The organism is Bacillus halotolerans (genome assembly GCF_004006435.1).
GTDB classification, from domain to species: domain Bacteria; phylum Bacillota; class Bacilli; order Bacillales; family Bacillaceae; genus Bacillus; species Bacillus halotolerans.
Window position 1 is genome coordinate 3,923,558 of record NZ_CP029364.1, and the last position, 21,172, is coordinate 3,944,729.

Below are 21,172 nucleotides of genomic sequence, written 5' to 3' on the forward strand. Positions count from 1 at the left end.
ATCAGAACATGTACCCTCTATTTTTCATAGCTTAGTATTGTAATAAAGTTTATGGAAAGGGGATTTAAATCATGCATCACTGCAGACCGCACATGATGGCGCCGATTGTCCATCCTACTCATTGCTGTGAACACCATACGTTTTCAAAAACAATCGTGCCGCACATTCACCCACAGCACACAACAAACGTAAATCACCAGCATTTCCAGCACGTTCACTACTTTCCACACACTTTCTCAAATGTTGATCCGGCTACGCATCAGCATTTTCAAGCAGGAAGACCTTGTTGCGATTACTAGTATGGAAACGTGCAGCTTGATGGTGTAAACCAACGCAGCACATCAAATGGGGCCCAATGGGAGCCCCATTTTTTAAAGCAGGTGAAAAGATGAAAGTATTAGCAATAACAGGATATAAACCGTTTGAACTCGGGATATTTAAACAGGATGACAAGGCGCTGTATTACATAAAAAAAGCCATTAAGAACCGGCTGATTGCTTTTTTGGATGAAGGATTAGAATGGATTTTAATTTCAGGGCAGCTTGGAACGGAACTCTGGTCGGCCGAAGTTGCATATGATTTGCAAGAAGAATACCCTGACTTAAAGGTTGCTGTCATCACACCATTTTACGAGCAGGAAAAGAACTGGAAAGAGCCGAATAAGGAACTGTATGAAGCTGTTCTGGCCCAGGCGGACTATGAGGAAAGCCTGACTCATCGTCCGTATGAAAGCCCGCTTCAGTTCAAACAAAAAAATCAGTTCTTCATTGATAAGTCTGACGCGCTTATGCTTTTATATGACTCTGAAATGGCAGGTTCCCCAAAGTATATGCTTGAGACAGCGGAAAAAAGACGCGAACAGGATGGCTATCCGATCTACTTTATCACAATGGATGATCTGAGAGTGACAGTAGAGGAAGACAGCTTCTCATAACAAAGAAAGAGAAATTTGACAATCGTACAGATTTCTGAAAAAATATAAGATGATGATTCACGATACGAGGTGAAAAAGATGCTTGCTGATAAAGTAAAGCTTTCTGCGAAAGACATTTTGGAAAAAGAATTTAAAACAGGCGTTAGAGGTTACAAACAAGAAGACGTTGACAAATTTTTAGATATGATCATTAAGGATTATGAAACCTTCCATCAAGAAATTGAAGAACTGCAGCAGGAAAATTTGCAGCTGAAAAAACAGCTTGAAGAAGCCAGCAAAAAACAGCCAGTGCAATCAAACACAACGAACTTTGATATCTTAAAACGGCTGTCTAACTTAGAAAAGCATGTTTTTGGCAGCAAGCTTTATGATTGATCTGCGCTTGTAAAAAATGGCGCTTGTAAATGACAATCAGTTGTTATATAATAATTCATGTTCTTAACGTTCGGGTAATCGCTGCAGATCTTGAATCTGTAGAGGAAAGTCCATGCTCGCACGGTGCTGAGATGCCCGTAGTGTTCGTGCCTAGCGAAGTCATAAGCTAGGGCAGCCTTGATAGGCTGACGGCAGGAAAAAAGCCTACGTCCTTTGGATATGGCTGAGTATCCTTGAAAGTGCCACAGTGACGAAGTCTCACTAGAAATGGTGAGAGTGGAACGCGGTAAACCCCTCGAGCGAGAAACCCAAATTTTGGTAGGGGAACCTTCTTGACGGAATTCAACGGAGAGAAGGACAGAATGCTTTCTGTAGATAGATGATTGCCGCCTGAGTACGAGGTGATGAGCCGATTGCAGTACGATGGAACAAAACATGGCTTACAGAACGTTAGACCACTTAAATTAAATGATGAAATCAAGCTCTCCCGTATAAGGAGAGCTTTTATCTTGATGAGAGAAAAGTTTTAAAAGACAGGGTGATACGATGAAGAAGTATACACTAATTGCAACAGCGCCGATGGGCATTGAAGCTGTAGTTGCAAAAGAAGTTCGTGACTTAGGGTATGAATGCAAGGTTGATAACGGAAAAGTTATCTTCGAAGGGGATGCGCTTGCGATTTGCCGTGCGAATCTTTGGCTGAGAACGGCGGACCGTGTAAAAGTTCAAGTTGCTACATTTAAAGCAAAAACATTTGATGAGCTGTTTGAAAAAACGAAAGCGGTTAACTGGCGTTCATTTATACCGGAGAACGGGAAATTCCCTGTCATCGGTAAATCCGTTAAATCAACACTTGCAAGCGTTCCCGACTGTCAGCGGATCGTCAAAAAAGCGATTGTTGAAAAGCTGAAGCTGCAGTCCGGCAAAGCCAGTGACTGGATCGAAGAAACAGGCGCCGAATATAAGGTGGAAATTTCTTTATTGAAAGATCAGGCGGTTATTACACTTGATACGTCAGGGACAGGCCTCCACAAACGGGGATACCGCGTGGATCAGGGAGGCGCGCCCATTAAAGAAACGCTTGCTGCCGCTTTAGTGCAATTAACAAATTGGACTCCAGATCGTCCATTTGTCGATCCTTTTTGCGGTTCCGGAACGATCGCGATTGAAGCCGCATTAATCGGCCAAAATATCGCCCCGGGATTTAACCGCGATTTTGTCTCAGAGGATTGGGAGTGGATCGGTAAAGATCTGTGGGACAAAGCGCGGCTTGAGGTCGAAGAAAAGGCAAACTATGATCAGCCGCTTACGATTTTCGCCAGTGACGTAGATCACCGCATGGTGCAAATCGCAAAAGAAAATGCAGAGGAAGCGGGACTGAGCGAATTAATCGAATTTAAACAAATGCAGGTAAAGGACTTCACTACAAAACATGAGTTTGGCGTGATTGTCGGAAACCCGCCGTACGGAGAACGTCTCGGCGAGAAAAAAGCCGTTGAGCAGATGTACAAAGAAATGGGACAGGCGTTCGAACCGCTTGATACGTGGTCTGTGTATATGCTGACTTCAAATGAAAATTTTGAGGAAGCATATGGAAGAAAAGCAACGAAAAAACGAAAGCTCTTTAATGGATTTATTAAAACGGATTACTATCAGTACTGGTCTAAAGTAAGACCTCAGCGTAATAAAACGGAACACGCATAAAAAGAAGACGCTCTGGATGCGTCTTCTTTCATCTTTCAGCCATATTCTATCGTTACCAACGGTGCGCTTTCGCGTTACTTCTTAATATAATGTTGGTTTGGGACATTTCGGTGTGACCGTTTACTTGAGACTTAGAACGTTTAGGCCGCGTCCAATTGTGATGAAACAGTTCAGAATGCTGATCTAATCGGTCTTTATAACTCATGTCAACATCACTCCCTGATAGAATATTGTTGATAAGACGGATAGTCCATGACGGAGTATCGGATGTAGTTTGTGCACATTTCAGTGATAACATGCGGAAAGCATGTATATAAAATGAAAAGTTCGCATACAATGATGATTATTTCAATTAGAGGTGATCTCATGCTGAACAGCGAACATTTTAATCTCATTCAAAGGGCGCTTGACGCAACCGCAAACGAGCTGAAGGAGCTCAGAGCTGATGATGCGTCTCCGTCTGTGATTTCACATGCGCAAAATAATTTAGAAAAAGCGGTGGAACATATTCAATCAACAGACCATCCTTTTTTATCCTCGCATGTGATCAACCGAAAGTAAGTCACAAAAAGCTTGGCACTGCCAAGTTTTTTTATTGTATTCAGCGGCGGGAAATGATAGTATTGATGGTCTGAATGCCGAATAGTTGGGGGTTGGAACTGGGTGACAACATCACGTTTGCCTTTTTCTTTAACAAAAACAAAGAATTTTTATGAAGAATTGAACAATTGGATTGGTGACGTGTTTTACGATATTCTTCCCGAAAAAGGGTTTGATCTTCGAGATGAGCAAGTGTTCATGGCTTTTCAGCTGGAACGGGCGTTTAAAGAGAAAAAAGTCATGTTTGCCGAAGCCGGAGTAGGAACGGGGAAAACACTTGTTTACCTTCTTTTTGCGATCAGCTATGCAAGATATGTCGGAAAACCCGCCATTATCGCTTGTGCTGATGAAACGTTAATCGAACAGCTTGTGAAAAAAGAGGGAGACATTTCGAAACTGGCTGAACATTTGGATCTTAAGATTGACACAAGGCTATCGAAATCACATGAGCAGTATCTATGCTTGAAAAAGCTTGAAAAAACAATGCAGCGATCTGATGATGAAAAGTGGCTTGATCTTTATGAAGCTTTACCGTCATTTGTCCATGAGTCACAGGCCATGCAGCGGTTTTATCCATATGGTGACCGAAAGCAGTACGCTAACCTTTCGAATGAAGAATGGTCGCAAGTAAGCTACGACTCGTTTCAAGATTGCCTGACATGTGATATGAGACATAGATGCGGCTTGACGCTATCAAGAGATTATTATCGCAAGTCAACAGACTTGATCATTTGTTCTCATGATTTCTATATGGAACATGTATGGACGGAAGAATCGCGCAAACGGGAGGGACAGCTGCCGCTCTTGCCTGATCATAGTGCGGTTGTATTTGATGAAGGGCATCTGTTAGAGTTTGCTGCGCAAAAAGCATTAACCTACAGAGTCAAGCAATCAACTCTTGAATTATTTTTAGAACGTTTGCTTCAAAATGACATTAGAGAAGAATTTGCTGAATTGATAGAAGACGCACTTGCTGCAAACGACGAATTTTTCTATGTTCTTTCTGAAGAATCAAGAGAAGTTGCCGGGTCGCACCGTTTGGAAATAAAGAATGATCAGCGTGTCAAAAAGGCGGCGGACGAGCTGTGCCGTTTGCTTGAAAAAATTGGTGAAGCACTCGTATTTGAGTCAGAAATGTACACCATTGATCAATACGAGCTGTCAGTCGTAGAGGAATATGTTGAGCAAATGGCGTATTCACTATCTTTATATCAAAAGGATGCGATCAGCTGGCTGGAGCAAAAGGAAGCGGAATCCACTTTTGTCGTGATGCCGAGAACAGTAGCAGAAGTGCTTGGCGAGAAAGTGTTTTCAAAGAAAATTCCGTATATCTTTTCTTCTGCAACGCTGTCAGAAGGCGGTTCGTTTGACTATATTGCGGACAGTCTGGGGATTCACGATTACTTATCGTTAACGGTTGATTCTCCTTATGATTATGACGAACAAATGACCGTTACCCTTTATGGGAAAACAGAAATGAGCGCAGAACAAAAAACAGCTCAAACAATAGAGACAATTAAGCACTATAAAGGCAGAACGCTGGTGCTCTTCCCGTCTTTTGAGGAATTAAACGAGTTTAAGGAGCTCGCAGCTGCTTGGGAGCTGCCGTATCCAATTTACTTTGAAGGCGACGAGGAAATCAGCAGCTTAGTAGAAAAATTCCAAGGGGAAGAGGAAACGGTTTTATGTTCAGTTCACCTATGGGAAGGGCTTGATATTCCTGGTGACGCATTGAAGAATGTCACGATCTGGTCATTGCCGTTTCCGCCTCATGACCCTGTATTTACGGCAAAACGCAACAGTGCGAGAAAAGACCCGTTTGAAGAGGTTGACCTTCCGTATATGCTGTTGCGAGTGCGGCAGGGGATTGGCCGTCTGATTCGCTCAAATCAAGACAGCGGCTCGATTCATATTTATGCGGGCGGAGAAAATGAACGCATCATTGATGAAGTGAAAAAGGTCTTACCTGTTGAACCGCATATGATGTAATCACGAAAAAGCTGATGATCCATGATCATCAGCTTTTTCATTTTGTCAGCGGGCAAGCCAGCCGCCGTCTACTGCTAAAATATGTCCATTGACATAATCAGAAGCGCGAGATGCCAGAAAAACAGCCGTCCCGCCGATATCATCAGCTTTGCCCCAGCGGCCGGCAGGAATCCTTTTTAAAATGTCTTCATTTCGCTTTTCATCATCCCGGATAGGCTGTGTATTGGCAGTTGATATATAGCCAGGCGCTATCGCGTTAACTTGTACGCCGGATGCGGCCCACTCATTTGCAAACGATTTTGTTAAACCAGCAACGGCATGTTTGCTTGCTGTATAGGCTGGAACAAGAATGCCGCCTTGAAAAGAGAGGAGAGAGGCAATATTGATAACCTTCCCATGACCTCTTTTCAGCATGTGTCTGCCCGCTAGCTGGGTCAGGATAAATAAGCTGTTTAGGTTCACATTCAGCACGTTATGCCAGTTCTCTTCAGCGAAAGTGTCCGCTTTTTCCCGGTGAATAATCCCGGCGTTATTGACAAGGATATCGATTTGCTGTGTTTCAAACAGTTCAGCCGCTGTATCCTTTATTGCATCAGGCTTACTCATATCCAATGTAAAGGTAGTGAATGTGCGGCCTTCTTGTTCCACAAGCTGCTGTGTTTCAGAGAGGCTGCTTTTATGTGATGTGCCGATAATATCAGCACCGGCGCCTGCCAGCGCTTTGGCGATTCCTTGGCCGATCCCCGTACCCGGCCCTGTCACCAGTGCCGTTTTTCCTTCTAATGAAAATGCCTCTTGCAGATAACTCATCTTATTTCAGCCCATCCATCGGCACAAGATCCATGTCCGTAAATGTGTAGTTTTCACCAGCCATCGCCCACACAAAACTGTAGTTAGATGTTCCTGCGCCAGAATGAATGGACCAGGCAGGAGAAAGGACAGCCTGCTCGTTTCCGACGACAAGGTGGCGTGTTTCATCCGGCTGACCCATGAAGTGAAAAACCTTCGAATCCTTCTCAAGATCAAGGTAGAGATAAGCCTCCATCCGGCGATCATGAACGTGTGCCGGCATGGTGTTCCAGTTATTGTTTTCGTCTAGCATCGTGATCCCCATCATCAGCTGACAGCTTTGAATGCCATCTTGATGAATGACTTTGTACAAGCTTCTTACATTTGATGCTGCTGCGTCACCGAGCCGGTCCGGTGTCAGTTCAGAAAGAGCGGCTTTTTGCGTCGGATAGCTTTGATGCGCGCCCGAGGAGACGAAGTAAAACTTTGCTGTTTCTCCGTTTAGGCTTTTAAATGCTACATCCCGATTGCCCATCCCGATATATAGAAAATCCTTTGTTTGAAGCACATATTCATCATCGCCAACTTTAACCGCACCAGGCTGGCCGACGTTAATAATACCGATTTCACGCCGTTCCAGAAAAAAGTCCGTTTTAAGAAAGTCTCCGGCATCAAGCTTCAGTTCGCTCTGTCCGGGTGCTGCACCGCCGATCACAACACGGTCTTCATGGGAGTAATACATGGTCAGCTTATTTTCCGTAAATAACGTATCCATTAAAAAATGACTGCGAAGCTCCTCGGTTGTAAAGCGTTTTACTTGTTCAGGGTGTACAGAGTAACGATTTTCCATTGGATTTCCCCCTTGGTTAGGATTTCAGCATCATGAATGAAAATATTTTGGTAACGGTTTCAAAGAAAATTTTAGGATAAATAGAGAAAAGAGTCAACCGAAATTTTGTGAATAAGCACATTATTAAAAAAATACTTTTCAATTTTAAAAAATATGGTATTCTTGTGTTGTAACGGTTTTGAAATCGGTTTCAAATTATAAGACGATACAGGAGCACTTGAATGAAAAAGAAAACAACAGGCCATATCACCATCAAAGACGTAGCTGAATTTGCAGGAGTATCAAAATCAACTGTTTCTCGTTATATTAACGGGAAAATTGACGCGATTTCTCCTGAAAAGGTAAAAAACATAAAAAAGGCAATCACTGAGTTGAATTATCGGCCGAGTAAAATGGCACAAGGTTTGAAAATAAAAAAAAGCAAATTAATCGGATTTGTTGTTGCCGACATTACAAATCCCTTTTCAGTCGCAGCATTTAGGGGAGTTGAAGAGGTTTGTGATCAATATGGCTACAGCATAATGGTGTGCAACACTGATAACAGTCCTGAAAAAGAACGGGAAATGCTGCTAAAGCTCGAAGCACACTCTGTAGAAGGACTGATTTTGAATGCAACCGGGGAAAACAAGGATATTTTATATTCCTTTGCCGAACAGCAGGTGCCGACAGTATTAATTGACCGCAAATTGCCGGATCTGAAACTGGATACCGTAACGACTGACAACAGAAGGATAACTGAAGAGATCCTTCAGCAGATTTACAAAAAAGGGTACACAGATGTCGCGCTGTTTACTGAACCGATTGCATCCATCAGCCCCCGGGCGGAAAGAGCGGCTGTTTATCAGGAGATTGCTGCGGTGCGAAATGTGAATGGACTCAGGCGAATGTATGAAATTGACGTCAAAGACAAAGAGCAGCTTGAGAAGGCGCTGTGCTCTTTTATGAATGAGATGCCTGAGCAAAAAAAAGCGATTCTTGCTTTAAATGGGTTGATTATGCTGAAAATTATTAGCTGTATGGAAGAAATAGGGCTGCGCATTCCCGAAGATACGGGGATTGCCGGATTCGATGATACGGAATGGTATAAACTCATCGGCCCGGGCATTACAACAATCGCCCAGCCGTCACATGATATGGGCAAGACGGCGATGGAACGCGTATTAAAAAGGATTGAAGGTGACGAGGGAGCGCCTCAAACCATCGAATTAGAGGCAAAAGTCATCATGAGAAAGTCACTTTAATCCAAGGTGCCCTCAACTAAGGGGAGGTTGGGAAATGAAGCTTGATGCGATTACTTTCGGCGAATCGATGGCCATGTTTTACGCAAATGAGTACGGAGGCCTTCATGAAGCTTCCACATTCTCAAAAGGACTGGCCGGGGCAGAAAGCAATGTGGCTTGCGGCCTGGCCAGACTTGGCTTTCAAATGGGCTGGATGAGCAAAGTCGGCAATGATCAGCTCGGAACATTTATTCTTCAGGAGCTGAAAAAAGAGGGAGTGGATGTGTCTCGCGTGATCCGGTCTCAGGATGGCAATCCAACCGGGCTGCTGCTAAAGTCCAAAGTGAAAGAAGGCGATCCTGAGGTAACCTATTACAGGAAGAACTCGGCTGCAAGCACTTTAACAGCTGCTGAATACCCAAGAGACTATTTTCAAAGCGCAGACCATCTGCATGTTACAGGTATTCCCCCGGCTTTGTCCGCCGATATGAAAGAATTCGCCTATTATGTGATGAAAGACATGAAACAGGCTGGAAAAACCATCTCATTAGATCCTAACCTAAGACCCGCACTTTGGCCTGATCAAGCTACAATGGCACATACGATTAATGATTTGGCGGGACTTGCGGATTGGTTCTTCCCTGGAATCGCAGAGGGAGAGCTATTGACTGGTAAAAAAACGCCTGAAGGCATTGCAGATTTTTATCTGAAAAAAGGTGTCAGCTTTGTCGCTATTAAACTTGGAAAAGAAGGCGCTTACTTTAAATCAAAGGAAAGTGAAGGATATACAGAAGGCTTCCGGGTTGATCAGGTTGTTGACACAGTCGGCGCCGGAGACGGATTTGCTGTCGGCGTCATCAGCGGAATTCTTGATGGCTTGCCGTACAAGGAAGCAGTGCAAAGGGGTAATGCGATCGGCGCATTGCAAGTTCAGGCACCGGGGGACATGGACGGTCTGCCGACAAGGGAAAAATTAGCCGCATTTCTATCTGCTCAAAGAACAGTTCACCACAAGAAAGGGGATTGTTAATATGGAGTCCAATGTAGTAGAAAACCGTCTGAAAGAAGCCAAGCTGATTGCAGTCATTCGTTCAAAGGATAAACAGCAGGCCTGTCAGCAGATTGAGAGTTTGATAGATAAAGGGATTCGGGCAATTGAAGTCACTTATACGACACCTGGAGCTTCTGCTATTATTGAGTCCTACAGAAATCGGGAAGGTGTCTTAATCGGAGCGGGCACGGTCATCACTGCGCAGCAGGCGGGAGAAGCTGCGGAAGCAGGAGCACAATTTATTGTCAGTCCGGGTTTTTCAACAGATCTTGCTGAACACCTATCGTTTATGAAGAGGCATTATATCCCTGGCGTACTGACACCGAGCGAAATTTTGAAAGCGTTGACATGCGGATTTACTACATTAAAGCTGTTTCCAAGCGGTGTATTCGGCATCCCTTTTATGAAAAATTTAGCGGGCCCTTTTCCGCAGGTTACTTTTATACCGACTGGCGGGATCCATCCGTCTGAGGTTCCGGAATGGCTCAAGGCAGGGGCAGGTGCCGTCGGAGTCGGAAGCCAGCTGGAAAGCTGTTCAAAAGAGGATTTACAGGCTGTTTTCCAAGTGTAGCCACATAAGGGGTATTGTTTTTCCATAACCGGAGGATGGGAGAATATATATGAAAATCAAAGCGACAATTGAACGGGTACCTGGCGGAATGATGATTATTCCGCTGTTTCTGGGAGCAGCGCTTAATACGTTTGCGCCTGGAACAGCAGAGTTTTTTGGAGGGTTTACGGGTGCGCTTATTACAGGAACCCTTCCCATACTAGGCGTTTTTATCTTTTGCGTTGGAGCGACGATTGATTTCCGTTCTTCAGGCTATATTGCGAGAAAAGGGATTACCTTATTATTGGGAAAGATCGGGTTTGCGGCACTGCTCGGTGTGATTGCGGCTCAATTTATACCCGATGAAGGCATACAATCCGGATTCTTTGCAGGTCTTTCTGTTCTAGCCATTGTTGCAGTGATGAATGAAACGAACGGCGGCCTCTATTTGGCGCTCATGAATCATATGGGCAGAAAAGAAGATGCCGGCGCATTCGCGTTTATCAGTACAGAATCTGGACCTTTTATGACCATGGTTACATTCGGTGTTACCGGACTGGCTGCTTTTCCGTGGGAAACGCTGGCGGCAACAGTCATCCCGTTTTTGCTCGGCTGCATACTTGGAAATCTTGATCATGATCTGAGAGACTTATTCAGCAAGGTAGTGCCGGCAATCATTCCGTTTTTTGCATTTTCACTTGGGAACACTTTAAATTTTGGAATGCTGATTCAGTCAGGGTTATTAGGCATTTTGGTCGGTGTCTCTGTTGTCATCTTATCCGGCGGCTCCTTGTATTTGCTTGATCGTTTCATTGCCCGGGGAGATGGTGTCGCGGGGGTGGCAGCTTCATCAACAGCGGGAGCGGCCGTCGCCGTGCCATACGCCTTAGCGGAAGCGAATTCTGCGTTTGCACCCGTTGCTGAATCGGCAACTGCAATCATTGCGACAAGCGTTATTGTCACCTCTTTGTTAACACCTTTGGCAACAGTGTGGGCGGATAAAAAAATCAATGCGAAAAAACGAAAAACACCGCCGCCGCCAAACAATCAAATGACGATAAACTGAGTGATGAAGGCTGCCGATAACTAGACCGGCAGCCTTTTATACAAACAATTTGACTTTCAAACACCCTTCCAGTAGCCTGTAATGGAACGGCTAGAATAGGGAGGGAATGGATATGGAGATACATACATATGAAAAGGAATTTTTTGATCTTTTAAAAAGAATCTCACATTATAGTGAAGCGGTTGCATTAATGCATTGGGACTCCAGAACAGGCGCGCCGAAAAACGGCTCAGAGGACCGTGCTGAAAGCATCGGTCAGCTTTCGACAGATATATTCAATATCCAGACATCAGATCGGATGAAGGAACTTATTGATGCGCTTTATGAACGGTTTGATGATCTGGCTGAAGATACGAAAAAGGCTGTAGAGCTGGCGAAAAAAGAGTATGAAGAAAACAAAAAAATTCCTGAAGCAGAATACAGGGAATATGTTATTCTTTGTTCAAAGGCTGAAACAGCATGGGAGGAAGCGAAAGGAAAATCTGATTTCAGCTTGTTTGCCCCTTATTTGGAGGAGCTGGTCGAATACAATAAACGATTTATTGAATATTGGGGTTATGAAGAGCATCCTTATAATGCATTGCTTGATTTGTTTGAACCAGGTGTGACGGTCAAGGTGCTTGATCAGCTGTTTTCTGAGCTGAAAGAAGCGATCATTCCTCTTATCAAACAAGTGTCAGCCTCAGAGAATAAACCGGATACAAGCTTTATCAGTGAAGTGTTCCCTAAGGAAAAACAAAAAGAACTCAGCCTTTATTTCCTGCAAGAGCTCGGCTACGATTTTGACGGCGGAAGGCTTGATGAAACCGTTCATCCATTTGCGACAACAATGAACCGCGGGGATGTTCGGGTGACAACGAGATATGATGAAAAAGATTTCCGGACAGCTATTTTCGGCACAATTCATGAATGCGGTCACGCGATCTACGAGCAAAATATTGACGAAGCGCTGAGCGGGACGAATTTATCAGACGGTGCTTCAATGGGAATTCATGAATCTCAATCATTGTTTTACGAGAATTTTATTGGACGGAACAAGCATTTCTGGACACCATACTATCAGAAAATACAAGAAGCGTCTCCTGAACAGTTCGGCAACATATCGCTTGATGATTTTGTTAGGGCTGTCAACGAATCAAAACCTTCATTAATTAGAGTTGAAGCGGATGAATTGACGTATCCTTTGCATATTATTATCCGTTATGAAATTGAAAAAGCGATTTTCAGCAATGAAGTATCAGTGGAAGAACTGCCTTCACTTTGGAATCAAAAATATCAGGATTATTTAGGTATTACTCCTTCTGAGGATGCAGAGGGAATCTTGCAGGATGTTCACTGGGCGGGTGGAGATTTTGGCTACTTCCCATCGTATGCACTTGGTTATATGTATGCAGCACAGCTGAAGCATAAAATGCTCGATGATCTGCCTGAATTTGATACCCTCTTGGAAAGAGGGGAGTTTCATCCGATTAAACAATGGCTGACGGAAAAAGTGCATATTCACGGAAAACGGAAGAAGCCATTAGACATTATTAAAGAAGCAACAGGTGAAGAGCTGAATGTACGCTACCTGATTGATTATTTGCAAAATAAATACTCAAATCTGTATTTATCTTAATGAAAAAGCCTGGCGTCTCAAACGTCAGGCTCAATTTATTATCGAAATATTCATAAAAAACGAATGATTTTTTCAAAAAAAGAATTAAAGTTCGGAAATTTTTATTTTTGTCTATGCAAGAGGTTAGAATCTTGATATAATTTGTAACAATATGATAGGAACACTCATATAATCGCGTGGATATGGCACGCAAGTTTCTACCGGGCACCGTAAATGTCCGACTATGAGTGAGCAATGAGACCGGACGTGTACGGTTTTTTGTTATTTTAGCATTGCTTGCTCTTTGTTTTGAGCGGGTAATGCTTTTTTTATTATCTAAACGGAGGTATGACAGGATGGAAGCACTGAAACGAAAAATAGAGGAAGAGGGCGTCGTTTTATCAGATCAGGTATTGAAAGTGGATGCTTTTTTAAATCATCAAATTGATCCGCTGCTCATGAAGAAAATCGGTGACGAGTTTGCCGCCAGATTTGAAAAAGACGGAGTAACAAAAATTGTTACAATCGAATCATCCGGAATTGCTCCGGCCGTAATGGCTGGTTTACAAATGGGTGTGCCAGTCGTCTTCGCGAGAAAACATAAGTCTTTAACGCTCACTGACAATTTGCTGACATCGTCTGTTTATTCCTTTACGAAGCAAACAGAAAGCCAAATCGCAGTATCAGGAAATCATCTGTCAGATCAGGACCGCGTTTTGATTATTGATGACTTTTTGGCAAATGGACAAGCCGCACTTGGGCTGGTATCGATCGTACAGCAAGCTGGAGCTTCTGTCGCGGGACTTGGCATTGTCATTGAAAAATCGTTTCAGCCGGGAAGAGAAGAACTTGTGAAGCTTGGCTATCGGGTGGAATCTTTGGCAAGAATTGAATCTTTAGAAAAAGGAAAAGTATCCTTTGTACAGGAGGTTCGTTCATGAAAAACGGATTCGGCAAAACGCTGTCACTAGGGATCCAGCATGTACTCGCCATGTACGCCGGCGCCATTGTCGTTCCCCTGATTGTGGGGAAGGCGATGGGGCTGACGGCGGAGCAGCTGACCTACTTGGTGTCGATTGATATTTTTATGTGCGGTGTTGCTACACTTCTCCAAGTTTGGAGCAATCGGTTTTTCGGCATCGGGCTTCCAGTTGTGCTTGGCTGCACATTTACAGCTGTGTCACCAATGATTACGATAGGCTCCGAATATGGGGTTTCTGCCGTTTATGGAAGTATTATCGCTTCAGGTATTCTTGTGATTCTCATTTCTTTTTTCTTTGGAAAACTCGTCTCGTTTTTTCCGCCTGTCGTTACAGGTTCTGTCGTTACCATCATTGGCATTACGCTTATGCCGGTGGCCATGAATAATATAGCCGGCGGGGAAGGCAGTCCAGACTTCGGTGATCTTTCTAATCTCGCTCTCGCTTTTATCGTTTTGAGCATCATCGTGCTTCTATACCGCTTTACAACAGGATTTATCAAGTCCATCTCCATTTTGATCGGTATTTTGATCGGGACATTTATTGCGTATTTTATGGGGAAAGTTCAGTTTGATAATGTTTCAGACGCTGCCTTTGTGCAAATGATTCAGCCGTTTTATTTCGGCACACCGTCTTTTCATGCGGCCCCTATCATTACAATGTCCATCGTTGCCATCGTCAGCCTTGTGGAGTCAACGGGCGTTTACTTTGCTTTAGGCGATTTGACCAACCGCCGTCTGTCAGAAAAGGACTTATCCAGAGGATATCGTGCAGAAGGACTTGCTGTTTTGCTGGGCGGTATATTTAACGCATTTCCTTACACTGCATTTTCTCAAAACGTCGGTCTTGTCCAGCTGACAGGAATCAAGAAAAATACAGTGATTGTGGCGACAGGCGTGCTTCTAATGGCTTTTGGCCTGTTTCCCAAAATTGCTGCTTTTACGACAATCATTCCATCTGCCGTGTTAGGCGGAGCGATGGTGGCCATGTTTGGAATGGTCATTGCTTATGGCATCAAAATGCTCAGCCGAATTGATTTTGCAAAGCAGGAAAATCTGCTGATCGTTGCCTGCTCAGTGGGGCTTGGGCTCGGTGTGACAGTTGTGCCGGACATATTTAAACAGCTTCCAAGTGCCTTAACGCTTCTTACAACAAACGGCATTGTTGCCGGCAGCTTTACAGCTGTTGTCTTGAATGTGATATATAATATGTTTTCGAAAACTGAAAAAACAGAACAGAAAGCTGATGTCAATCAGCAAAAAACAGCAGTGTAAACTCCGCTTCGGCGGGGTTTTTTGCATATAAAAAAGAAAGTTGCGGCACAATGTATGCTAAGAGGTGATCAAATGGCGTTTGTTTTGTCGATCGGGACAAGTCTTCCTGAGAATGATGTGAATCAAGAAAAGGCGGCGGAGTTTGCAAGATATATGTTTCAGCAATCCTTTAAAGATATAGAACGGCTGTTAACCTCCTTTAAAAACGGGCAAATTGAATCGAGACAATTTGTGAGACCGATTGAATGGTATAAAGAAGGGCACAGCTTCGAAGAAAAAAATCAAATTTACATAGAGGAAACACTCAGGCATAGCGTCAGTGCTGTTCAAAAGTGTCTCGCAAATGAAGCCTATCTTCAAGAACCCATTCCTTATGAAAAAGTGGATGCTGTTTTTTTCGTCTCCAGCACGGGCCTTTCCACACCAAGCATTGAGGCGCGGCTGATGAATGAACTCCCGTTTTCTCCTTATACGAAGCGAATTCCGCTTTGGGGACTCGGCTGTGCAGGAGGGGCGAGCGGGCTTGCGCGCGCTGCTGAGTACTGCAAAGCGTATCCGGAGGCTTTTGTTCTTGTCATTGCTGCTGAGCTGTGCAGTCTGACATTTCAGCCTGAAGATAAAACGAAAAGCAATTTGATCGGCACATCACTTTTTGGGGATGGCGTTGCAGCGGCATTATTATGCGGGGAGAAGGCGGACCGCCGGCTGACAAGGCTCCAGCTTTTGCCGAATATATCGGATTCGCAATCTGTATTGATGAAACAATCTGAAGATGTTATGGGCTGGGACTTTACCGATCATGGTTTCAAAGTCATTTTTTCAAGGGATATTCCGACTTTGGTTGAAAAATGGTTGAAGACAAATGTCCAGGCTTTTTTGAATGGACATCAGCTTTCATTCAGCGATATTACGGTCTTTCTGGCTCATCCAGGCGGAAAAAAAGTCATTGATGCATACATTAAATGTCTTGAACTGTCACCTGAGCAGCTTGCGTCTTCGCAAACTATCCTTAAAAAATACGGAAATATGTCATCAGCCACCATTCTGTATGTAATCGACCACCATCTGCAGAACGGAAGCAAAAACGAAGCAGAACGGGGGCTGATCGGTGCATTGGGGCCGGGATTTTCATCAGAATTGCTGCTGTTCAGCTGGGAAAAGGGGGCATAACTCATGTTTTGGATGCTAATCACTGTGCTCACTGCTCAAAGAGCAGCGGAAATGGCTGTGGCGAGACGAAACGAACAAAAGGTGAAAAAACAAGGGGCGATAGAATGCGGGGAGGGCCACTATCCGTATATTATCATCATGCACATTCTTTTTTTTCTATCGTTAATTGCCGAAGTACTGCTGCTGCACAAACAGCCTTCAAACTGGTGGTCAGGCATAGCAGCGGCTATATTGGCAGTACAGACGATTCGATATTGGGCGCTTTGTTCCTTGGGAGCATACTGGAATACAAAAATTCTTGTTGTTCCGGGTGCTGAACTTGTCAAAAAAGGGCCTTACAAATGGCTGAAGCACCCAAACTATACAGTTGTCGTATTAGAAATCATCCTGATTCCGCTCTTGTATCAAGCGTACTTTACCATGTGTCTGTTTTCACTTTTAAATGCCGTTATGCTGTCTGTCAGAATACGTGCAGAGGAGCAAGCATTACGAGAATATACAGCAAAATAGAGATTGAATATCATTCTCATCCATGTTAGAATGAACTTGAAAAAGATTCTCAATCAGGATGGTGAAGCAAATGACAATGCTGTTTTTGCTTGGGGCAGTTTGTACATATAGTGTATTAATTGGTTTTGTATTGAAAGGAATCTCTAATAAATCTGTTTAAAGAATCTGGAACTTGTAAAAAAGTTGCAGATTTTCTTTTATAAAAGCTGCCGTCTTCGGCAGCTTTTTTCTATTCTCATAAAGAAATTTGGGTCATTCTTGTGTAAAATGGAAGTGGGATTTATTCAGATCTTTCAAAAAAGATTCATAATTGAAACGGCACAAAGGGGTTCAGACTTATGACAGAACGCAGCAGACAAGAACTTTTGTACAAAACTGGGGCACTTTATGAACAATTGATTGAGAACCAGGATGAAAAAAGGGCGGCTAAACTGGCTTCAGTTGTTAAGAAAGCCGCAGATGAAGAAATTTATATCGCGTTTACAGGGCATTATTCAGCGGGGAAATCGTCATTGCTGAACTGCCTGTTAATGGAGAATATTCTGCCGACAAGTCCAATTCCGACCAGCGCTAACCTTGTTGTGATCAGAAACGGAGAAAAGCGTGTTCGTCTTCATACAACAGACGGAGCGTGTGCGGAGCTGGAGGGTGCCTATCATAAAGACAAGGTGCAGCAATATTGCAAGGATGGGGAGCAGATTGAAACCGTAGAAATTTTTGACCGGTATACTGAAATTGAACCAGGAGTTGCGTATATTGATACCCCCGGGATTGACTCAACAGATGAGGCTCATTTTTTATCGGCGGCATCTATTCTTCACCAGGCAGATGCGCTGTTTTACGTCGTACACTATAACCATGTCCACTCTGAGGAAAATGTACTGTTTCTTAGGTCAATCAAAGACAGCATTCCGAATGTCTATTTTATCGTTAATCAAATTGACAGACATGATGAGACTGAGACACGCTTTGAAGATTACAAAGCGCAAGTGGAGGAGATGCTTTGTCAAGAAGGAATTCCGAAGGATGCACTCTTTTTTACGTCGGTGACGGAACCGAATCACCCATTCAATCAAATCGGTATCCTGCGAAAAGAGTTAAAAAGAATTGAACAGCATTCAAAAAGAAATTTGCATTCCATTACTGAACAAAAAGTACAGAATTTACTGAGAGAGCACACAGAGATGCTCATGAAAGAGGATACGGACAGTCCAAGTTTTGGAGAACAGCTTGAAAAACAAGTGCGGCTGGTGGATTCCCTGCAGCTTCAATCAACCGAAGCAGCAAATAAACCGATTGAGGCAGAAAGCACGATGCAGGAGGAAGTCAATCGAATTTTAAGAAACGCTAATTTGACGCCTTTTGAAATGCGTGAACTGGCAGCAGCTTACTTAGAATCACGTGAGCCCTCTTTTAAGACCGGTTTTTTCTTTTCTAAAGCAAAGACTGCACAGGAAAGAGAAAAAAGGAGAAAAGAGTTTTTCTCTGATGTGAAAAAAAGAACGGAAGCTGAATCGGATTGGCATATCATAGATATTTTGCATAAACTCGCCAAGGGATTTGGTATTCAATCAGCTGAAAGTGAAAAGCTGATCCAGGCTTATCGCACGCCGCTTCATATTGATATCATTGAACGTGCAGTCAAGCAAGGTGCAGCATTTTCTTCTGAATATGTCTTGCAATATACAAAAGATTTGGCGGAGCTGATCCGTAAAGAGGCGAAAGCTGAAGCGTCAGACATCATCAAAACACTTACCTCCACGGTAAAAGAGAGTACTTCTATAGAACAGGAATTGATCAATGGCCGGCTCGCGCAGGAATCGGAAAAGCTGGCTTATCTTCAAGAACAGGCCAGTCATGAACAACATGCCCGTGAGAAAGCCGACCGGATGTGGGCGATCTGGGAAGAGAAGTCTGCAAGCCCAATAAACATAGATCCGGACTGGTTTAGAACGAAGAAAAAAAAGGTCGAGGCTCCAGAACAGAAACAAAGCCAAGCACAGCATACAAAGCAGCAGACGCTAAAAACAGAAGTGAAAAGCGGGAAAGAGCTGCCGCTTCAAGAGCAGATAAAACGCTTTTACACACTGTCTGATCTATTGGGCGGATATCGTATGCTGTCAAAACAAACCTCAGCTTTTCGTGAAAGGATTAAAAGGCTGGAAGACCGAAAATTTACACTTGCTCTATTTGGCGGATTCAGTTCAGGAAAATCCTCATTTGCCAATGCGCTGGTTGGTGAAAGAGTGCTGCCGTCATCACCGACACCGACAACAGCAACGATTAACAAAATAACGAAACCGGTAAACGGCAAATCTCACAAAACAGCGGATGTCATGTTTAAGACGGAGGGTGACATAACAGCTGAAATCATGCAGCTCACAGGAATGCAAGAGGAACCACAAGGACGGTCATTTGCGGAAAAATGGAAAAAGGCAATCAAAAAAGAGCGTCTGCAAGAAGAACAAATCAACATGATCAGTCATTTCCTGCTTGCATATGAAAAATATCAGCAATATATTCAGGCCCAAAAGATATTAACGATTCCGCTCTCCGAATTAAAACCGTATGTAGCTGAGGAGACAACGGCTTGTGCTGTAAAGGAAGTGACCGTTTATTATAAAAGCCCGCTGACTGAAAAAGGGATTACGATCGTTGATACACCTGGAGCCAGCAGTCTGAATAAACGGCATACAGAACTTGCGTTTCAATATATCAAGGATGCCGATGCGTTTTTTTACATGACTTATTATCAGCATTCTTTCTCGAAAGGAGACCGCTCATTTTTACGGAAGCTGGGACTCGTGAAAGAATCGCTTAGCATGGATAAAATGTTTTTTGTCATTAATGCCGCTGATCTTGCGAAAGATAAAGCAGAGCTCGAAACGGTCACGGATTATGTCAGATCAGAGCTTTTAAAAGAAGGAATTCATGATCCGCAGCTCTTTTACGTGTCAAGTAAAGAAGAGCTTTTAGGAAAACCGGAAACGTATCATAATCAGTTCTCAAAAGCAAGAGCACATTTAGACCAGTTTATTGAGGTCGATGTAAAGAAAGCGGCTGCGGCCCAGCTTAGCTCAGAAGCAGACAAACTATGTGAGACGGTCTTACAGCTTCATCAATCTCAGCATCAGTCCAAAGAAGAAAAGGAAGCGCAAAAAAAGCGCCTTCTGTTATCGTTTGAGCGGGCAGTTGCTGATATCAAGGAACGCCGCAATTCAGAAACCATTATTGAGAAAGTAAAAAAGGATACAAGGGAGCAGCTTTATCACATTACACAGCGTTTGTCCTTTTTTGCGAATGATTTGTTAAAATCTGCATTTCATCCGGGTCTTCAAAATGGAGATTGGAAAAAGAATATCAGTGCGGCGATAAAAAGCGCATTACATGATTATCAATTTGAATATATTCAGGAGATCAAAACGCTCGACATTCGAATGAGCGGTTTCATCGAACGGCATATCACTGAAGAGTGGCTGGAAAGCTGTCAAAAAACATTGGAAGAAGACGGATATTTCTCCATTTATGCGGATGATCAGCTCTCTAACAGCATACAGCTCAAAGAAGTTGAACCTGAAATCGATGAACGTGCCTTTGAACAGGAGCAAAAACAAATCAAATCTCCGAAGCAGTTTTTTGAACAGAAAGGAAAAGCAGGCTTCATTGAAGCAGTGCGGACGAAGCTTATGAAAATAACGGAGGCCTGGATTAAAAATGAAGAAGAAAGCCTTATATCTCATTATGCTGAATATGTCAGACACCAGCAGTATGGAATGGCGGAAAAAGCATTGGCGCAAATAGAGGGCCAAAGAGATACGTATGTAAAAGGATACGCAGAGGGGGAACATGTGAAAGAGATAGAAGATGCATATCAAGCATGTATTTCTTGGCAGAGAAAAGGCGATACAATCAAAATGTAAAAATTCAGTTGGCTTGCATTTCAAGTCATGATAGACTAAATAGAAAAAGCGAGATGAACGATTGATGTCAGAGGTACATAAAGCAATTTCTGCACATTCTGCAAAACAGCACGAGCATATTAAAACATTTATGCAGCTTGAACACCTTCGTGAAATGGCGATTGAAGAAGCTGTTGCTAAATGCAAAAACGATGAGCCATTTTCAACAGATGCCATTAATGAAATTACAGAAAAGATGAATCAGCTGGCCAAGAAAGGCATCGTACCGACTAGACGTCTGGTATCAAAAGAAATGGTCAACGAATACGTCAGCCGCACATAAGCTGGATGATCCTGCCTCGAGTGTAGATCCTCCGTTACGCGCATACTATATGTATCCGACGTAAGGGGGGATTTATGTTGGGCAGAACAAAGCTGGGTAACAGAAATGCACAGGCCAATAACAATGCCAAAAAGAAAAACGGGTTTCAAACCCATTTCGACTCTTACGCAGGACGCGAAGCTGAAAAGCTGATTGCCAGCAATAAAAGACACAACGATTAATTTAACCGCAAACAGTATCTCTATACAGAGATGCTGTTTTTTATTTTCGC

The 21,172-nt window shown here is 43.4% G+C and carries 22 protein-coding genes, 1 other RNA gene and 1 riboswitch; of the genes, 20 read left to right on the plus strand and 3 right to left on the minus strand.

Going from position 1 to position 21,172, the window contains the following annotated elements; genetic code table 11:
• The first annotated feature begins 71 nt into the window (after positions 1-71).
• From cotD to DIC78_RS20375, 5 genes are all read left to right on the plus strand, one after another.
• Positions 72-299 (plus strand): spore coat protein CotD, encoded by a 228-nt coding sequence (gene cotD, locus DIC78_RS20355; protein ID WP_081638329.1) that lies wholly within the window; start codon positions 72-74, stop codon positions 297-299.
• Positions 300-388: 89 nt separating this feature from the next.
• Positions 389-934 (plus strand): SLOG family protein, encoded by a 546-nt coding sequence (locus DIC78_RS20360; RefSeq protein ID WP_024121823.1) that lies wholly within the window; start codon positions 389-391, stop codon positions 932-934.
• Between the two features lie 78 nt (positions 935-1,012).
• Positions 1,013-1,309 (plus strand): cell division regulator GpsB, encoded by a 297-nt coding sequence (gpsB, locus tag DIC78_RS20365; protein ID WP_010334692.1) that lies wholly within the window; start codon positions 1,013-1,015, stop codon positions 1,307-1,309.
• Between the two features lie 66 nt (positions 1,310-1,375).
• An RNA gene (rnpB, locus tag DIC78_RS20370) (RNase P RNA component class B) lies at positions 1,376-1,757 on the plus strand.
• A 98-nt stretch (positions 1,758-1,855) separates the two neighbouring features.
• Positions 1,856-3,013 (plus strand): THUMP domain-containing class I SAM-dependent RNA methyltransferase, encoded by a 1,158-nt coding sequence (locus tag DIC78_RS20375; protein WP_127696829.1) that lies wholly within the window; start codon positions 1,856-1,858, stop codon positions 3,011-3,013.
• A 52-nt stretch (positions 3,014-3,065) separates the two neighbouring features.
• Here DIC78_RS20375 and DIC78_RS20380 read toward each other — a convergent pair whose 3' ends face one another.
• On the minus strand, positions 3,066-3,218 hold the full coding sequence (locus DIC78_RS20380) for a YpzG family protein (protein ID WP_003153548.1): 153 nt from the start codon (positions 3,216-3,218) through the stop codon (positions 3,066-3,068).
• Positions 3,219-3,379: 161 nt separating this feature from the next.
• Here DIC78_RS20380 and DIC78_RS20385 point away from each other — a divergent pair, with 161 nt between their 5' ends.
• Together DIC78_RS20385 and DIC78_RS20390 are read left to right on the plus strand one after the other, a co-directional pair.
• Positions 3,380-3,574: a hypothetical protein gene (locus tag DIC78_RS20385; protein WP_103671822.1), complete on the plus strand. Its 195-nt coding sequence runs from the start codon at positions 3,380-3,382 to the stop codon at positions 3,572-3,574.
• A gap of 102 nt (positions 3,575-3,676) precedes the next feature.
• Complete coding sequence (locus DIC78_RS20390) at positions 3,677-5,602, plus strand: ATP-dependent DNA helicase (RefSeq protein WP_127696830.1); 1,926 nt, start codon at positions 3,677-3,679, stop codon at positions 5,600-5,602.
• Positions 5,603-5,647: 45 nt separating this feature from the next.
• On the opposite strand, the gene kduD is transcribed toward DIC78_RS20390, so the two are convergent.
• Positions 5,648-6,412: a 2-dehydro-3-deoxy-D-gluconate 5-dehydrogenase KduD gene (kduD, locus tag DIC78_RS20395; protein ID WP_095713151.1), complete on the minus strand. Its 765-nt coding sequence runs from the start codon at positions 6,410-6,412 to the stop codon at positions 5,648-5,650.
• Between the two features lies 1 nt (position 6,413).
• A complete protein-coding gene (gene kduI, locus DIC78_RS20400) occupies positions 6,414-7,241 on the minus strand; it encodes a 5-dehydro-4-deoxy-D-glucuronate isomerase (RefSeq protein ID WP_024121818.1) in 828 nt (275 codons plus the stop codon).
• A gap of 221 nt (positions 7,242-7,462) precedes the next feature.
• Here kduI and DIC78_RS20405 point away from each other — a divergent pair, with 221 nt between their 5' ends.
• From DIC78_RS20405 to DIC78_RS20465, 13 genes are all read left to right on the plus strand, one after another.
• Positions 7,463-8,482 (plus strand): LacI family DNA-binding transcriptional regulator, encoded by a 1,020-nt coding sequence (locus DIC78_RS20405; RefSeq protein ID WP_127696831.1) that lies wholly within the window; start codon positions 7,463-7,465, stop codon positions 8,480-8,482.
• Between the two features lie 34 nt (positions 8,483-8,516).
• Positions 8,517-9,491, plus strand: a complete 975-nt coding sequence (kdgK, locus tag DIC78_RS20410; protein ID WP_127696832.1) for a 2-dehydro-3-deoxygluconokinase — start codon at positions 8,517-8,519, stop codon at positions 9,489-9,491.
• A gap of 1 nt (position 9,492) precedes the next feature.
• Complete coding sequence (eda, locus tag DIC78_RS20415) at positions 9,493-10,083, plus strand: bifunctional 4-hydroxy-2-oxoglutarate aldolase/2-dehydro-3-deoxy-phosphogluconate aldolase (RefSeq protein WP_127696833.1); 591 nt, start codon at positions 9,493-9,495, stop codon at positions 10,081-10,083.
• A gap of 49 nt (positions 10,084-10,132) precedes the next feature.
• Complete coding sequence (kdgT, locus tag DIC78_RS20420) at positions 10,133-11,128, plus strand: 2-keto-3-deoxygluconate transporter (RefSeq protein ID WP_024121814.1); 996 nt, start codon at positions 10,133-10,135, stop codon at positions 11,126-11,128.
• Positions 11,129-11,240: 112 nt separating this feature from the next.
• Positions 11,241-12,746, plus strand: a complete 1,506-nt coding sequence (locus tag DIC78_RS20425) for a carboxypeptidase M32 (protein ID WP_101860390.1) — start codon at positions 11,241-11,243, stop codon at positions 12,744-12,746.
• A gap of 144 nt (positions 12,747-12,890) precedes the next feature.
• A riboswitch (purine riboswitch) is annotated at positions 12,891-12,990 on the plus strand.
• 91 nt (positions 12,991-13,081) lie between these two features.
• Positions 13,082-13,666 (plus strand): xanthine phosphoribosyltransferase, encoded by a 585-nt coding sequence (xpt, locus tag DIC78_RS20430; protein ID WP_059336603.1) that lies wholly within the window; start codon positions 13,082-13,084, stop codon positions 13,664-13,666.
• Positions 13,663-14,979 (plus strand): xanthine permease PbuX, encoded by a 1,317-nt coding sequence (pbuX, locus tag DIC78_RS20435; protein ID WP_106020004.1) that lies wholly within the window; start codon positions 13,663-13,665, stop codon positions 14,977-14,979. The genes xpt and pbuX overlap by 4 nt, the downstream gene beginning before the upstream one ends.
• Before the next feature lie 72 nt (positions 14,980-15,051).
• Positions 15,052-16,149 carry a type III polyketide synthase gene (locus DIC78_RS20440; RefSeq protein WP_127696834.1) on the plus strand — a complete coding sequence of 366 codons (1,098 nt, stop codon included), beginning with the start codon at positions 15,052-15,054 and terminating at the stop codon, positions 16,147-16,149.
• Positions 16,150-16,152: 3 nt separating this feature from the next.
• Positions 16,153-16,659 (plus strand): isoprenylcysteine carboxyl methyltransferase family protein, encoded by a 507-nt coding sequence (locus tag DIC78_RS20445; protein ID WP_127696835.1) that lies wholly within the window; start codon positions 16,153-16,155, stop codon positions 16,657-16,659.
• 70 nt (positions 16,660-16,729) lie between these two features.
• Positions 16,730-16,819 (plus strand): Fur-regulated basic protein FbpC, encoded by a 90-nt coding sequence (gene fbpC / locus DIC78_RS20450; RefSeq protein WP_100069434.1) that lies wholly within the window; start codon positions 16,730-16,732, stop codon positions 16,817-16,819.
• Positions 16,820-16,997: 178 nt separating this feature from the next.
• Complete coding sequence (gene dynA, locus DIC78_RS20455) at positions 16,998-20,579, plus strand: dynamin GTPase (protein ID WP_127696836.1); 3,582 nt, start codon at positions 16,998-17,000, stop codon at positions 20,577-20,579.
• Between the two features lie 64 nt (positions 20,580-20,643).
• Positions 20,644-20,901, plus strand: a complete 258-nt coding sequence (locus tag DIC78_RS20460) for a YpbS family protein (RefSeq protein ID WP_024121807.1) — start codon at positions 20,644-20,646, stop codon at positions 20,899-20,901.
• 74 nt (positions 20,902-20,975) lie between these two features.
• On the plus strand, positions 20,976-21,122 hold the full coding sequence (locus tag DIC78_RS20465; RefSeq protein ID WP_003230761.1) for a hypothetical protein: 147 nt from the start codon (positions 20,976-20,978) through the stop codon (positions 21,120-21,122).
• Positions 21,123-21,172 lie beyond the last annotated feature (50 nt).

Excerpts from the sequence above, each read along its gene's own strand:
- cotD (WP_081638329.1), top strand. The coding sequence starts at position 72 with ATGCATCACTGCAGACCGCACATGATGGCGCCGATTGTCCATCCTACT.
- DIC78_RS20360 (WP_024121823.1), top strand. The coding sequence starts at position 389 with ATGAAAGTATTAGCAATAACAGGATATAAACCGTTTGAACTCGGGATA.
- gpsB (WP_010334692.1), top strand. The coding sequence starts at position 1,013 with ATGCTTGCTGATAAAGTAAAGCTTTCTGCGAAAGACATTTTGGAAAAA.
- DIC78_RS20375 (WP_127696829.1), top strand. The coding sequence starts at position 1,856 with ATGAAGAAGTATACACTAATTGCAACAGCGCCGATGGGCATTGAAGCT.
- DIC78_RS20380 (WP_003153548.1), bottom strand. The coding sequence starts at position 3,218 with ATGAGTTATAAAGACCGATTAGATCAGCATTCTGAACTGTTTCATCAC.
- DIC78_RS20385 (WP_103671822.1), top strand. The coding sequence starts at position 3,380 with ATGCTGAACAGCGAACATTTTAATCTCATTCAAAGGGCGCTTGACGCA.
- kduD (WP_095713151.1), bottom strand. The coding sequence starts at position 6,412 with ATGAGTTATCTGCAAGAGGCATTTTCATTAGAAGGAAAAACGGCACTG.
- kduI (WP_024121818.1), bottom strand. The coding sequence starts at position 7,241 with ATGGAAAATCGTTACTCTGTACACCCTGAACAAGTAAAACGCTTTACA.
- DIC78_RS20405 (WP_127696831.1), top strand. The coding sequence starts at position 7,463 with ATGAAAAAGAAAACAACAGGCCATATCACCATCAAAGACGTAGCTGAA.
- kdgK (WP_127696832.1), top strand. The coding sequence starts at position 8,517 with ATGAAGCTTGATGCGATTACTTTCGGCGAATCGATGGCCATGTTTTAC.
- eda (WP_127696833.1), top strand. The coding sequence starts at position 9,493 with ATGGAGTCCAATGTAGTAGAAAACCGTCTGAAAGAAGCCAAGCTGATT.
- kdgT (WP_024121814.1), top strand. The coding sequence starts at position 10,133 with ATGAAAATCAAAGCGACAATTGAACGGGTACCTGGCGGAATGATGATT.
- DIC78_RS20425 (WP_101860390.1), top strand. The coding sequence starts at position 11,241 with ATGGAGATACATACATATGAAAAGGAATTTTTTGATCTTTTAAAAAGA.
- xpt (WP_059336603.1), top strand. The coding sequence starts at position 13,082 with ATGGAAGCACTGAAACGAAAAATAGAGGAAGAGGGCGTCGTTTTATCA.
- pbuX (WP_106020004.1), top strand. The coding sequence starts at position 13,663 with ATGAAAAACGGATTCGGCAAAACGCTGTCACTAGGGATCCAGCATGTA.
- DIC78_RS20440 (WP_127696834.1), top strand. The coding sequence starts at position 15,052 with ATGGCGTTTGTTTTGTCGATCGGGACAAGTCTTCCTGAGAATGATGTG.
- DIC78_RS20445 (WP_127696835.1), top strand. The coding sequence starts at position 16,153 with ATGTTTTGGATGCTAATCACTGTGCTCACTGCTCAAAGAGCAGCGGAA.
- fbpC (WP_100069434.1), top strand. The coding sequence starts at position 16,730 with ATGACAATGCTGTTTTTGCTTGGGGCAGTTTGTACATATAGTGTATTA.
- dynA (WP_127696836.1), top strand. The coding sequence starts at position 16,998 with ATGACAGAACGCAGCAGACAAGAACTTTTGTACAAAACTGGGGCACTT.
- DIC78_RS20460 (WP_024121807.1), top strand. The coding sequence starts at position 20,644 with ATGTCAGAGGTACATAAAGCAATTTCTGCACATTCTGCAAAACAGCAC.
- DIC78_RS20465 (WP_003230761.1), top strand. The coding sequence starts at position 20,976 with ATGTTGGGCAGAACAAAGCTGGGTAACAGAAATGCACAGGCCAATAAC.